A 12713-nucleotide genomic window follows, 5' to 3' on the forward strand; every position below is an offset into this window, starting at 1 on the left:
CGGATGAACCGACAGCAGCAATTTTTCTAAGGAGTCCACTTTGCGAGTAGCACTGTTTTCTACTTGTATCGGCGACGCTCTGTTCCCGGACGCACACAAGGCAACCGCCCTCGTGCTGTCCCGTCTGGGCTACGAGGTCGTCTTCCCAGAAGGTCAAACGTGTTGCGGCCAGATGCACGTCAACACCGGTTACCAGAAGGAAGCCGTCCCGATCGTCGAGTCCTATGTCGACGCATTCGCCGACCCGTCCATTGACTACGTCGTGGCACCCTCCGGCTCCTGCGCTGGCGCTGTCCGCGAACAGCATGTCTTCCTGGCCGACCGTTACGGCAGCTCCGCGCTGGTTGACGGCGCGAAGAAGGCCTCCAAGAAGACCTACGAACTCTCCGAGTTCCTCATCGACGTCGCAGGGACCGAGGACGTCGGAGCGTTCTTCCCCCACCGCGTCACCTACCACGAGTCCTGCCACTCCCGCCGCTTCCTGGAAGTTGGCGATCGCCCCTACAAGCTGCTACGCGCAGTCGAGGGCCTCGAGCTGGTGGAGCTGCCCAACCGCGAGGAGTGCTGCGGCTTCGGCGGCACCTTCGCGGTGAAGATGTCTGAGGTGTCCGCCGCGATGGTCTCTGACAAGACCCGCCACATCAAGGAGACCCAGGCCGAGTTCGTCACCGCCGGTGACTCCTCCTGCCTCATGAACATCGCCGGCTCCATGAGCCGCCAGCACTCGGGCGTCCGCGCCCTGCACATGGCCGAGATCCTCGCCTCCACGAAGGAACACCCGTGGACTCCCAAGTCGGCCGCTTACTCGAAGGAGACCATGCTGTGAAAGTTGCACTTGGCAAACCCCAGATGCCGCCCCACGCGGCTGGCCCCAACCACCTGCGTGGCACCGAGAAGTTCCAGAAGGCTGCGCACCACGAGCTGGACAACGTCACCAAGCGCCGCAACCTGAACTACGCCACCACCGCGATTCGCGTGAAGCGCCAGGAGGTTGTCGACGAGCTGGATGACTGGCAGGAGCTGCGCACCGCAGGTTCCACCATCAAGCAGGACGTCGGCGCGCGCCTGCCGGAGCTGCTCGAGGAGTTCGAGCGCAACGTGACCGCCCGCGGCGGCCACATCCACTGGGCGCGCGACGCCGCCGAGGCCAACGACATCATCGAGGGTCTCATCCGCGAAACCGGCGAGACCGACGTGGTCAAGATCAAGTCCATGGCCACCCAGGAGATCGCCCTCAACGAGGAGCTGGAAAAGCGCGGCATCACCGCGCAGGAGACCGACCTTGCGGAGCTGATCGTGCAGCTCGGCGAGGACTTCCCCTCCCACATCCTGGTGCCGGCGATTCACCGCAACCGCGCTGAGATCCGAAACATCTTCGTCGATAAGATGCCCAACACGGACGAGTCCCTCACTTCGGACCCGGCCGAGCTGGCAGAGGCTGCCCGCCAGTACCTGCGCGAGCAGTTCATGAAGGCGAAGGTCGCTATCTCCGGCGTGAACTTTGGTGTTGCTGAGACCGGCACCGTCTCCATCGTGGAGTCCGAGGGCAACGGCCGCATGTGCCTGACCATGCCGGAGACCCTCATCTCCGTCATGGGCGTTGAGAAGCTCGTGCCGAAGTTCCAGGACCTGGAGGTCTTCCTGCAGCTCCTGCCGCGCTCCTCCACCGGTGAGCGCATGAACCCGTACACCTCCCTCTGGTCCGGCGTGACCGAGGGCGACGGCCCGCAGAACTTCCACATCGTGCTGCTGGACAACGGCCGCACCGCGGCGCTGTCCAACGAGATCGGCCGCGAGGCCCTCAAGTGCATCCGCTGCTCCGCCTGCCTGAACGTCTGCCCGGTCTACGAGCGCGCGGGTGGACACTCCTACGGCTCCACCTACCCGGGCCCGATCGGCGCCATCCTCACCCCGCAGCTGACCGGCATGGAGGACCTGGATGATCCGAACTCCTCCCTGCCGTACGCGTCGTCCCTGTGCGGCCGCTGCAACGAGGTCTGCCCGGTGAAGATCCCGATCACGGACATCCTGCTGGAGATGCGCCACCAGAAGGTGGAGCAGCACCGTCCGTTCATGGAGTCCAAGGCCTTCGGCCTCATCGGCACCATGTGGGGCAACCCGAAGCTGTGGGACAAGGCAGTGCGCATGGTCGCGCTCGGCCGCATCCTCGGCGGCTTCAAGGGCGAGATCTCGTCCATGCCGGCGCCGCTGTCAGCATGGACGGAGTACCGCGACGTGGCCGTGCCGCCGAAGAAGTCCTTCCGCCAGTGGTGGGAGACGGACGAGGCGCGCGACCTGCTCGCCGCCGAGCGCAAGCGCGGCGTCCCGGGGCGCGACTCCGAGTCGCACGCCACCAACTTTGTCGACCCGAACACCGGAGAGGATAAGTAAGCATGGCACCGAACGTTTCCTCCCGTAACGAGGACGCAAAGAAGGAGATTCTCAAGCGCGTCCGCGATGCGCAGCAGCTCTCCGAGGCCCCGTCCCACGTCGAGGCAGTGCGCGAGTACCGCACCACCTCCGATCACACCCCGGAGCAGCTCCGTGAGATCCTCATCGACCGCCTGCTGGACTATAAAGCCAGCGTCGTTGAGACGTCCGAGGCGGACCTCGCGTCCAACATCGCCAAGATCCTCGCCGAGCGCGGCGCGAAGGACATCGTCTACGCCCCGGGCCTGGACGCCTCCCTGTTCGCTGAGTTCGACGGCGAGGCGCGCGCGGACGATCCCGCGTCCGACCCGCGCCAGCTTGGCGACATCGGCGCCGCAGTGACCGACTCCCAGGTCACCTCCGCGCAGACGGGTTCCATCGTGCTCGAGTCCGGCGACCTCTGCGGCCGCCGCGCGCTCTCGCTCGTGCCCGACCGCCACGTGGTCATCGTCCGCCCGGACTCGCTGGTCTACGGCGTCCCGGAGATGATGAGCCGCATCGACCCGGAGAAGCCCGCCACCATGATTTCCGGTGGGTCCGCAACCTCCGACATCGAACTGGTCCGCGTCGAGGGCGTGCACGGCCCCCGCGACCTGATCGTGATGGTCGTTCACTAGAGCGCCAGGACCGCTAAGGCTTCGCCCTCCAGCGGTCCACACACACAAAACGGCCGGTACCTTTCGGTACCGGCCGTTCTGCTGTCATTGTTTCCCGTGTCACGCCTCCTCAAAGGCGCACAATCATCATGCGACACCACCCCTGCAAATCCGTGAAAACTCCCTGGCCCATTCCATAGACGTGCTTAGGAAATTCCGGACCCTGTCGCATCCGCTTGTCGACGCCACCGACCAGGCCGATTACTCCCCCGCCCACCCCAAGTGCTACCCTTTACCGTATTGCTTTTCCGCGCACATGTGCGCTGGTGAAGCACTGTCTCCGTAGCTCAGTGGATGAGAGCATCGGTTTCCGGTACCGAAGGTCGCAGGTTCGAATCCTGTCGGGGACACGCTGTGAAGTGGGGGTTTCACGAAACCTCCTGTCGACCGAAGGAATACGGCCGCGAACACAAAAATGACCCGCTCCGTTCGTTCGGAGGGGTCATTTTTCTTTGTCTGAACGCCGTTCCTGCTCGGGTTATAGCGCGGATTGTTTATGAGCGCGGACCGAGCCGCGGAAGAGTTTCCGTACTCATCTGGTGGCGCGGTTTTTGCAGCCCGTCATAGCGGTCTTGTTGCTGTGATCACGCGGGACTGGCTGCGGGTAGTTGTTGGGGGCTGAACCGAGAGGGGTGCGCCCGGTCAGGACCGTTTGGAACGCTGCCGCTACGTCAGAGCCCGAAGGCTCCGCCACTGACGAGGATCACGATGCCGAGGCCGATGAGAACGACGGGAAAGAGGATGCCCTCCCAGCGTTCGAGCACTTCCGCGATCGGGGGGCGGGTGGCGACGAACTTTGCCAGGGCCACCAGGACCGCAACGAGCGCGAGGAAGATAACACAGTAGGCGACTACTGCGAGAGGTTCCACGCTGAGGAATACAGGGGTGTAGACGCCAATGTTGTCGCCACCGTTGGCAAACGTGACGCCTGCGACTGTCCAAACGCCGACCTTCTTGCCGGCAACCTTGGCCTCGTCGTCATCGTCGTCATCGTCTCCGCGCCAAGCCTCCCATGCGGCCCAGAGGCCGATGCCCAGAGGGATGAGACCAAAGTATGGAATAGCTGCCGGGGGCAAAAATGCTCCGGCGCCGATGGTCACAAGGATCGCGGCGACGAGGATGCCGGCAAATCCGAGGTACTGGCCGGCCATAATGCGCGCGGTTGTGCCGCGCTGGCCTGCCCCTCGCGCGAAGAAGAGAGAGAGCACGATGATGTCGTCGATGTTGGTAGCTGCGAACAGGCCTATCGCCTGCAAGACTGCGGTGAGGATCATGCGCCCTCCCCAGCTGTGTAGCACCCGGGAAGCGAGCAGGCGGGATCGATGCACGGGGCGTCTTCGTCTACTGCCAAGGAGGCATCGACCAATGCAGTCAGCGCCTGCGCCAAGTGCGGATCGGCGATCTCATATCGCGTCCGACGCCCCTCGGGCTCGGAGACGACAATCCCGCAATCGCGCAGACATGCCAGGTGGTTGGACACATTCGGGCGTGTCAGATTCAAAGCTCGAGCCAGTTCCGCCGGGTAAGCGGGATGGTCGAGCAAGGTCAAGATGATCCGCGATCGAGTGGGGTCGGCCAGTGCACGACCCAGGCGGTTCATCACGTCGAGACGTGAAGCAATAGTCAGCATGCACTGAACTATACAGCGAGCACTGAACTAGTCAAATTCCGGGTAGCGGTGCAGCTGTGTGCGCTGCTCAAAGGACAGTGGAAGTGGCAGAGATTCCGGCAAGATGCGAAAACAGCGTCGCCAGATCAAGGTTCATGTCGTTCGTGAACTGGGCGTAGTTCGGGAAATTCGAATTCAAGCGCGAAGAAAAGACCCGAACGACCCGAAACTTGATGACCTGATCATCTTGAACCGGGAAGGCTCGAACAAAATTATCGACCTGACCCGCAACCTCGATTCGATTCCCGTTAACGGCGAGAAAGCCTCCAGGGTTGACGATGACGTTCTCAACCGCATCATCGCCGACCAAAGCGAACTTCAACGGCGGCTGTACAAGCGAGACCCTAAGGCGCTCCAGGCACTCGTAGAAGCCGAGACCTCGGCCGCTGAGATCAAGGGAACTGAAGAACCATCGCGACGTCGTTAACACTATGCAATCGTGGCTCGATGACCACGAAGCGTTTGCCGAAGCGAAAAACGCGGCGGGTGGCGATGAGAAGGCGTGGCAGAACCTTCTCGAAGCCAACCCATGGGTCCTCGGCATTGGTCTCGGAGATAGGGCTCTACACCACTTGGGACGAGGGAAAACTTGAGCAAACAGTTCGCGGAGCAAACCTGCACACTTCCGGGAAACGTGCCGACGCCTTCTTAGTGTCCAACGGCCTGCTGCGTTCAGTGGCGCTGGCAGAGATTAAACACCCGGACACGCCTTTGCTGACACGGGACCAATACCGCAGTGATGTTTACGGGATCAGCCGCGAGTTCTTCGGCGCAGTAGCCCAGGCCAAGAAACGGTTCTAGTCGCCAAAGAGAGCCACGCTAGCTGGATTCCCGAGAGGGACACCGAGGGCGGCAGCACTGGCGACGGTGCGAATTTGGTCGAGCCACGCTCGTTTTTGGTGATCGGCTCCATGAGCGACTTGTGTAGCTCGCAAGGAAACCGGATTGACGCGAAGTTCCGTAGCTTTGAAAGTTTCCGCTCGAACCTTAGGTCACCGGAGGTGCTTACCTTTGACGAACTTGTCGAGCGGGCGCGGTGGGATGTGGAGCTTGCCGAGAAGCGAGAAGGCGCGGAGACGGAAGTTCCTGACTTTGAGTTCTAAGACGAAGTTCCTGCTCGCGGCATTTGCTTGACTACTGTCGTGTAACCGGAGGAGGAACCCGGTGTAACCGGGATGTAGCCGCGGATCTGATATAACTGGTCAGGGTGTTTCGTGAAAGCCCCGAAGTCTCGAGACATCGTTCCGGTTATGTCTCGGGGCTTCTTTCTTTTTGTTGCCGTTATCGCCGGGCCCCTGCGTAGGCGTTTGGCCCCCTGTACTGCATTCTCGCCATGCCGGTATCGGTATCTGGCGAAGCGGGGCGCACTGGCTTCATTGGCGGTAGTGATCCTGGAATCCATCACCCTCCGGCACATTCATCGTGCGAGGGTCAGCGGGGTAGTCCCCACCCCAGCGCGCCTCTGAGCACCCGCTCCATGACCCCACCGAAGTCGTATACGGACATGCCTGCGTGCGGACCAGCACGAAGGAGTTAGCGCGACACGTGCACGCCGAGCAGCACCGTTGAGAGGTCGATGACGGCCTCATACGCGCTTGCGGTGGTGGGGCGGGGTGCCGCGCCTTGATTTTTCCGCCTCAGCGAGAATCTCCCTCTCGATGTATCCGGTGACAGGGGCTCGGGTGTCCTTGTCGTTGAAGACGAGACGGAGGGTAGCGAGCACCTGCTCTTTGTGGATGAGGGACGCGTCGAGCACGCAACCCGCGACGAAGTACTGGAACGCACCGGAGCGGATTCGATGGAAGACGCATTTTGAGCGGTGATGGGACGATGAGGGTGACGTTAGCCGTCGCTAAGCGAGTGCTCACGCAGCTGCATCGGGACCCGCGGACCTTGATGCTGGTCTTCGTGGTGCCTTCGCTGCCGTATTGGATGCTCATTGATACGCCAACGTTCGGGGGTTCGCGCACGCGATCTTTGCGCTGTCCCCGTTCCAGGTGATGTTCCTCGTCGCGTCCATCACGACGCTACGCGAACGCCGACGAGGCACACTCGAGCGCACACTCACCATGCCCGTATCGCGTGGCTCATTCATCCGCCGGATATGTGTTGGCGTTCGCGCTGCTCTCATTCGTGCAGGTGCTGATTACGGTCGGAGTGTGCGTGGCGTGGCTCGGCGTTGAGGTCGAAGGCTCACTGTGGGCCTTCGGAGGGATGACGGAGCACAGCGCGTTCCCGCAGAGCAGCATCGCCATCGACGCGGTCTGCTTGCTGGCGTTCAGCGCGGTGCTGATCGGCGTGGCGTCGCTGAGCCTGGGCCGCCGGACAACAAACGTGTCCACAGAGGTAGACCACCCAACCACACGCCAACGCTGGCTGCCAAAGTCCTGCACCCTTACTCAAAGCTGGGTTACACTCACCAGCATGAAACGAGGACTCGCCAGCACGCTCCTGCTCGCTTACGGCCTTGCCATGAGCGCATGTGGCGCCCCGAATGCGGCACAGGATTCGCCCGAAACCGTGACGGTGAAACAGACCGTCACTGAGTACGAGGATCCGACGCCCGCCGAGACGGCACCACCGGCCGGGGAGGCGGCCCCGGAAGCCCAGCCGGAGCAGCCCGCGCCCGAGGCTGCGCCGGCACCTCCGGCGGGGAATCACAACATCAATGTCGGCCAGGTCGGCGGCGATTGCGGAACAACCGATTCCGGAATTCCGATCAAGGCAGGCTCGGCGACCTCGTGCGAATTCGCCGCCGCGATGTTCGATGCCGCACTGCAAGCCACATTCACTGTTACCCACGTGGCGTCCTCAGAGGTTACCCAGGTGCCGCATGCAGCGGTCACGGTCGCAAGCCCCGTCACCAAGGAGACGTACAACCTTGACTGCCGTCTGGGCAGCGACTGGGCAACGGTGACCTGCGAAAAACCCGAAGACCGGACCGTGAGCGCTTGGTTCACCCCCGAACTCCCAGACCGGATGAGCAACTACGTCGACATTGTCGAGAACTACGGATAGCGGCCCCCCGGGAGACCGGCGGGGGTCCGGGGCGGCCGTGCCGGATCATATACGTCGAGGCCGCAGGGGCGCCGATAAACTGCCGCTAGAACTCAGCCGGCATGATGATCCAGGCGGCGAGGTAGGCCAGGAACATCGGGAATATGCCAAACAGGAGCAGGATGACGGCCAGCACACGGATGACGGTGGCGTCCATGTCGAAGTAGTCGGCGAATCCGCCGCACACGCCACCGATCATCTTGTTGGTCATGGAGCGGGTCAGGCGCTTCGGGGTCTGGTTGGGGTTGTAGCTCTGGTAGGTCATGATCGGTCCTTTCTCTCAAATCCTTGTCGGTACACCACCCATTAAACGTGCCTGGGAGGCGGCCGACAACGGGGTTTCCCCGGAGATACACCCCGATCTTTGACCCCTAGGGGGTGTTGTACGGGCGAGCGCGCTCCGTCATCGGCTGCGCACCGCGGTAGTCGGCGTAGCCTGGGACGTTGGTGACGTCCATGATTCCTTGGAAGAACTGCTTCAGCGCGCCAACGGTGCTGGGGTCCATGTGGTCAAACACCACTCGGCGGACACTTTCCACGTGCTCGGGGGCGGCCGACTCGAGGCGGCTCATGCCCTCCGATGTCAGGCACACCAGCACTCCCCTGGCATCTCCGGGGCTCTTCTCCTTGGTCACCAAACCACGCTTTGCCATCCGCGTGACCTGGTGGGAGGTCCTGGAGCGGTCCCACTCCAGCTCGCTGCATAGGTCCCGCAAACGGAGCGCCTGGTTTTCCGCCTCCGAGAGTGTGACCAGCACCGAAAACTCGGACGAGGAAAGGTCGGACTCCGCCTGCAACGTGTCGTCCAGCACGCGGGTGACCTTTCGCGACGCAGCGAGCATGAGGCGCCAGAGTTCCTGCTCTTCGTCGTTCAGCCAGCGGGCATCGTGTTTCATACTCTGCACCATAGCGGATGTGACTGCCCTAACAAAATAAGTGAATTCAGTTCGGGCGCTCCCGCTCCTCTCCTTTCCGCTAGTCCACTTCCCCGCCCGCGAATGCGCTCCCGGCCTGTTTGAGCTCGTCGATGTGGACGGTCCGCGCAGCGGCGACGCGGTCGAAGCGCTGCGGGAAGCACGTGAGCACGAGCACCTGCGCGGTCCTCCCCACCTGAGAAAACAGCGTGTTCATCAGGGCCAGGCGCTCCGGGTCGGTCGCACCGAGTGCATCGTCCACCACGACCGGCACCGGCGCGGAATCCCCCTCGGTGGACACGAGGTCCGCAATGGCAAACCGTGTCAGCAGCGCCAGCTGTTCCTTCGCGCCGCCAGACAGGGAGCTCAGCGGCACGGTCTGCTCGCCGATGGAACGGTCCGTAATCTGCAGGTCGTCGCCGAAATTGAACGCGACGTCCTTGCCGTAGATGATGCTGGCCCGTTTGCGCACCGCGTCACTGAAAGGCTTGGTGTACTTGGCGCGCGCCGCGTCGCGGTGCGCGTGCAGCGTCTCCCGCAACAGGCGGATCGCGTCCGCGCGACGGGTCGCCTTAGCAAGCGCGGTCTCCGCCTTGTCCAGCACGGCTTCGGCCTTGTCCGCCCTCTCCGCGGCACCCGCAGCCTGTTCGATCCGGCCGCGCAGCTCGGTGATGCGAATCGTGGCCTCGTGCTTCCGCTTCTGCATATTGGCAACCCTGGACTGCTCGCCCTCAAGCAACGTCTGGGCGAGCTCCACGTCCGCCTCGGCCGCGGCGGCGGCGAGTTCGTCGGCGTCCTGCTTTGCCGATTGCAGCGCCGCGGTCGCAGCCGCGAGCGCCTCGTCGAGTGTCTGCTGCGTCTGTGCGGTTTCTGCCGCCTGGAACTCCTTGTCGGCGTTGGCTGTCTCGTTCGCCTTCGCCTCGAGGCGGGCTTCAAGCACCGCGAGTTCCTTTGCCGCCTTCTGTTCCGCGTAGGGCTTCAGCGCTGCCTCGGCGTGGTCCGCTTCCTGCTCGGCCTTCGCCAGCGCGGCGCTGGCCTCCTTCACAGCCGCCTCCGCGTCGGGCTCGCTGATCTCACTCCTCGCGCTGTCTGCCGCGTCGGCCAGTTCTTCCAGTACCGTCACGAGGCGGTCGCGCTCCGCGACGAGGGTATCGCGGTCCGTGCCCGCAAGCACGTCCTCGCGCCGCCGGCGCGCGGCCTCCGCCTTGGACTCGTGTGCCTTGTAGGCGTCGCGCGCGTCGCGCATCGCGTTGACGGACTCGCACCCGGCGTTTTCCAGCAGGCCGGCGAGCGCCTCCTCCGCGTCCCGGACCGCCTCGCGGGGGTCCTTCGCCCCCTGAGCTGCGCGGTAGGTGAGGTCGTAGCCGCCGATGGCCAGCTGTGTGCCGTCGAAAAGCTGCACCTCGGTGCCCTCGTCAACGCGCACCTCCCGCCCATCAACGTCTATGGTGCCCTGCTTGCCCGCGATGGCAAGCTTTGCCGACGCCGCGTCGCGGAGCTTCCGCTGCAGCGCCACCTCGTTTTCTGCCGCCTCCGCAGCGCGCACCGCTTTCTCCGTGATCTCCTTGCTCGGCGCCTGCTCCAGCAGTTCCTTGTATGCCTGCTCCACCTCGTCAACGCGCGCGAGGTGCGCCTTGAGCGTCTCGAAGCGGTGCGTCGCGCGGACGACGTCGCGGCGCTGCTCCGCCTCCTTCACCGCGGCCCGGGCGCCGACGAGCGCTTCGCGAGCCGACGCGGAGGCGGTGCGAAGCTGCTCCAGCTTGGCGGCTTCCTCCTCGCTCGCGGTTCGTGCCGGCTCGAGGGATCGTTCCAGCTCGGCGTGCTCCGTGCGCAGGGTATCGACGCGCTCGGCCAGCGCGGCACGCCCGGCCAGGTCCTTCTCGGCGCGCTGCACCTCAATTGCCGCCTGCGTGTACTTCTTCTGCGCGTCCGCCACCTTTTCGGCGAGTTCCTTCGCCTTGGTCGCGTCCTCTTCGCGCTCGGCCAGGTCGGCCTGCGCCCCCGGGAGCTCCGCGTCGACCTGGGCGATCTCCTCCTCGCGGCGCGACACCTCGTCCACAAACGCGCTGAGGCGCTCCACTTCGGCGACGCACGCATCGCGCGATTCCGCAGCGGCCTCCACGTCCTTTTCCAGCTGCTTCACCGCCTTCTTCGGCTTCGGCGGCGTGCTGTTGGACCAGTACTTGGCGTACTCCTCCTCCACGGCCTGCATGAGCTTCGTGTCCTCGGTGGCGGAGTCGCCCTGCTCGCCGCTGCCGTCGAGCGCCCTGGTGATCGAGGGCACGCCCGCGGCCGCAACGGCTGGGTCCAGGTCTCCCTGGCGGAGGAAGAGCGTGTCCATAAGCGAGCGGTCCAGGTGCTCGTCCAGGATTCGGAACAGCTCGTCGTCGGCCTTCCTGCCGGAGAAGTTTTCCCGGCGCGGCGCGCGGACGGTCAACTCCGCCTTCTTCGACTTCACCCAGCGCTTGTGCACCACAAAGGACACTTCGCCCACGGTGGCGTCGAGCCAGACCTCGGGCCCCACATCCTTGCCCACGGGCGCATACTTTTCCACCTTGTTGCCGCCGGCGGTATAGCGCTCGCGCAGCACCAGGTCGAGCGCGTCCAGGATGGTCGACTTGCCCGCCTCGTTCGGCCCGTGGACGATCACCACGCCCGTATCGGGCAGGTTCTCCAGCTTCAGGTGGTCGATGGCGCGGAAGTGCTTAATTGTCAGGGAGTGAATTCGCATTGGCTACTTCGCCTCCTGGGAGAATCGGAACAGCAGGTTGACGGCGTCGCGCGCGGTCGGATCGCCCTGCGCGGCCTCGCCGACAAGCTGGTGCATCGCCTGGCTGGCGTATCCGGTCAGCGGGAGGTTGTCCAGCTCTTCCTCCCCCGGCTCGAGGTGCAAGTCCATGAGCCGGTCCCGCTCGTACAACGCGGCGAACACCGGCTCGAGCGCTGCCAGTTCGCGCTCCAACGTGCGGGTCGCTTCGAGCCCCAACGTTCCGGTGAGCGCGTACTTAATCACCGTGCGGTCCTTGTCGGGGTACGCCCGCAGCTGGTCGATGACCTCGGCCACGTCGTCGGCGTCGGTCACCTCCCAGCCGAGCGCGTCGAACGTCCAAATCCCGGTGCGTACCTTGTCCACGGACACCTCGGAGGCACCGCCGTCCTTGGTCACCGTGACCACCAGGGCGTTGCCGGAGTCGGATTCGCCGCCAGCCACAGCGCCCGAGAATCCCGAGGAGCCCGCGGGGCCCGAAGTGCCCGAGCGCTCCGCGTAGTCTGTGGTTTCCGGGGCTCCGGAGAACCACACCTTGCCGGAGGAGCCCAGCGAAGCCGTCGAGTGCGAGTCACCCAGGGCGACGTAATCAATCACTCCGCGCGAGAGAGCATCTTCGAGGGGGTCGAGGTGGATCAAGGCTTCGTCATCATCCGTGCCAAAGCCCTCCACCTGGCCATGGCCGACGAGGATGCGGACCCGGTCCGAAGGCTCGAGGGCGCGGACCGCCTGCGCGCACAGGTCGTCCGAGGGGTATTTGGTCAGCAGCGGCGCGCCGACAATGTCGACCCCGTCGACCGCCTCTACCGGCTCCGAGGATGAAAGGACGGTGACGTTGTCGATGTCCTCCGTGCGGCTAAAAATTGAATCCGCAACGAGCGGATCGTGGTTGCCAGGGAGTAAGAAGACCGGGACCGGCAGGCGGCGCAGCGCCTCGAGCGCGCGGCCAAGCGTGCGTTCCTCCAGCGAATTATGTTCGAAGACATCGCCGGCAATCACAATAAACTCTGCGCCGCGGTCGCGCGCCAGGTTCCCCAGCGCGTCGATGGAGCGCTCCCGAGATTCGTCAAAACGAGCCTGGGCCTCGGGGCTTAAGAACTTTCGGGTCATACCGATCTGCAAATCGGAGCTATGGATAAATGTTGTGTGCGTCATGCTTTACACAACTACCAGGCCGACCGGACACCCGCCCTACCAGCATAGAATATACATTCCAAAAC

At 64.0% G+C, this 12713-nt stretch carries 12 protein-coding genes, 1 tRNA gene and 1 pseudogene; 8 read left to right on the forward strand and 6 right to left on the reverse strand.

The features are described 5' to 3' along the window. Window positions 1–40: 40 nt before the first annotated feature. The 4 genes from CKJ82_RS03015 to CKJ82_RS03030 all read left to right on the forward strand — a co-directional run bounded on the left by CKJ82_RS03015 (window position 41) and on the right by CKJ82_RS03030 (window position 3436). Window positions 41–826, forward strand: coding sequence for a (Fe-S)-binding protein (locus tag CKJ82_RS03015; RefSeq protein ID WP_095536967.1), 786 nt, complete (start codon window positions 41–43; stop codon window positions 824–826). After that, the gene (locus CKJ82_RS03020; RefSeq protein ID WP_205691352.1) at window positions 823–2391 is read left to right on the forward strand and encodes a LutB/LldF family L-lactate oxidation iron-sulfur protein; all 1569 of its coding nucleotides are present in this window, start codon (window positions 823–825) and stop codon (window positions 2389–2391) included. The genes CKJ82_RS03015 and CKJ82_RS03020 overlap by 4 nt, the downstream gene beginning before the upstream one ends. Before the next feature lie 2 nt (window positions 2392–2393). Beyond that, window positions 2394–3047, forward strand: coding sequence for a LutC/YkgG family protein (locus CKJ82_RS03025; RefSeq protein WP_095275952.1), 654 nt, complete (start codon window positions 2394–2396; stop codon window positions 3045–3047). 315 nt (window positions 3048–3362) lie between these two features. Next, a tRNA-Arg gene (locus CKJ82_RS03030) sits at window positions 3363–3436 on the forward strand. Window positions 3437–3757: 321 nt separating this feature from the next. Here CKJ82_RS03030 and CKJ82_RS03035 read toward each other — a convergent pair. Next, complete coding sequence (locus CKJ82_RS03035) at window positions 3758–4360, reverse strand: cadmium resistance transporter (RefSeq protein WP_095535075.1); 603 nt, start codon at window positions 4358–4360, stop codon at window positions 3758–3760. Next, window positions 4357–4716 carry a Cd(II)/Pb(II)-sensing metalloregulatory transcriptional regulator CmtR gene (gene cmtR, locus CKJ82_RS03040; RefSeq protein WP_095275948.1) on the reverse strand — a complete coding sequence of 120 codons (360 nt, stop codon included), beginning with the start codon at window positions 4714–4716 and terminating at the stop codon, window positions 4357–4359. Before cmtR ends, CKJ82_RS03035 begins: the two co-directional genes overlap by 4 nt. Window positions 4717–4819: 103 nt before the next feature. On the opposite strand from cmtR, the gene CKJ82_RS11745 reads away from it, so the two are divergent. The 4 genes and pseudogenes from CKJ82_RS11745 to CKJ82_RS11975 all read left to right on the forward strand — a co-directional run bounded on the left by CKJ82_RS11745 (window position 4820) and on the right by CKJ82_RS11975 (window position 7773). Next, complete coding sequence (locus tag CKJ82_RS11745) at window positions 4820–5182, forward strand: hypothetical protein (RefSeq protein WP_165765362.1); 363 nt, start codon at window positions 4820–4822, stop codon at window positions 5180–5182. Between the two features lie 20 nt (window positions 5183–5202). After that, window positions 5203–5556: a Shedu anti-phage system protein SduA domain-containing protein gene (locus CKJ82_RS03050; RefSeq protein WP_095535077.1), complete on the forward strand. Its 354-nt coding sequence runs from the start codon at window positions 5203–5205 to the stop codon at window positions 5554–5556. Between the two features lie 74 nt (window positions 5557–5630). Next, window positions 5631–5720, forward strand: a pseudogene (locus tag CKJ82_RS12080) (hypothetical protein); the annotation flags it as partial. Between the two features lie 1117 nt (window positions 5721–6837). Further along, the gene (locus CKJ82_RS11975) at window positions 6838–7773 is read left to right on the forward strand and encodes a hypothetical protein (RefSeq protein WP_240510655.1); all 936 of its coding nucleotides are present in this window, start codon (window positions 6838–6840) and stop codon (window positions 7771–7773) included. Between the two features lie 85 nt (window positions 7774–7858). Here CKJ82_RS11975 and CKJ82_RS03065 read toward each other — a convergent pair whose 3' ends face one another. The 4 genes from CKJ82_RS03065 to CKJ82_RS03080 all read right to left on the reverse strand — a co-directional run bounded on the left by CKJ82_RS03065 (window position 7859) and on the right by CKJ82_RS03080 (window position 12648). Then, on the reverse strand, window positions 7859–8077 hold the full coding sequence (locus tag CKJ82_RS03065; RefSeq protein WP_095536970.1) for a PspC domain-containing protein: 219 nt from the start codon (window positions 8075–8077) through the stop codon (window positions 7859–7861). A gap of 106 nt (window positions 8078–8183) precedes the next feature. Then, complete coding sequence (locus CKJ82_RS03070; protein WP_095275937.1) at window positions 8184–8708, reverse strand: MarR family winged helix-turn-helix transcriptional regulator; 525 nt, start codon at window positions 8706–8708, stop codon at window positions 8184–8186. A gap of 79 nt (window positions 8709–8787) precedes the next feature. Beyond that, the gene (locus CKJ82_RS03075; protein ID WP_095536971.1) at window positions 8788–11457 is read right to left on the reverse strand and encodes an AAA family ATPase; all 2670 of its coding nucleotides are present in this window, start codon (window positions 11455–11457) and stop codon (window positions 8788–8790) included. 3 nt (window positions 11458–11460) lie between these two features. Next, window positions 11461–12648, reverse strand: a complete 1188-nt coding sequence (locus tag CKJ82_RS03080; RefSeq protein ID WP_095536972.1) for a metallophosphoesterase family protein — start codon at window positions 12646–12648, stop codon at window positions 11461–11463. Between the last annotated feature and the right edge of the window lie 65 nt (window positions 12649–12713).

The organism is Corynebacterium gottingense, from assembly GCF_002285125.1.
In the GTDB taxonomy this organism is placed as follows: Bacteria; Actinomycetota; Actinomycetes; order Mycobacteriales; family Mycobacteriaceae; genus Corynebacterium; species Corynebacterium gottingense.

Excerpts from the sequence above, each read along its gene's own strand:
- CKJ82_RS03075 (WP_095536971.1), bottom strand. The coding sequence starts at position 11,457 with ATGCGAATTCACTCCCTGACAATTAAGCACTTCCGCGCCATCGACCAC.
- CKJ82_RS03050 (WP_095535077.1), top strand. The coding sequence starts at position 5,203 with ATGACCACGAAGCGTTTGCCGAAGCGAAAAACGCGGCGGGTGGCGATG.
- CKJ82_RS11745 (WP_165765362.1), top strand. The coding sequence starts at position 4,820 with ATGCGAAAACAGCGTCGCCAGATCAAGGTTCATGTCGTTCGTGAACTG.
- CKJ82_RS03070 (WP_095275937.1), bottom strand. The coding sequence starts at position 8,708 with ATGAAACACGATGCCCGCTGGCTGAACGACGAAGAGCAGGAACTCTGG.
- cmtR (WP_095275948.1), bottom strand. The coding sequence starts at position 4,716 with ATGCTGACTATTGCTTCACGTCTCGACGTGATGAACCGCCTGGGTCGT.
- CKJ82_RS03080 (WP_095536972.1), bottom strand. The coding sequence starts at position 12,648 with ATGACGCACACAACATTTATCCATAGCTCCGATTTGCAGATCGGTATG.
- CKJ82_RS03025 (WP_095275952.1), top strand. The coding sequence starts at position 2,394 with ATGGCACCGAACGTTTCCTCCCGTAACGAGGACGCAAAGAAGGAGATT.
- CKJ82_RS03065 (WP_095536970.1), bottom strand. The coding sequence starts at position 8,077 with ATGACCTACCAGAGCTACAACCCCAACCAGACCCCGAAGCGCCTGACC.
- CKJ82_RS03035 (WP_095535075.1), bottom strand. The coding sequence starts at position 4,360 with ATGATCCTCACCGCAGTCTTGCAGGCGATAGGCCTGTTCGCAGCTACC.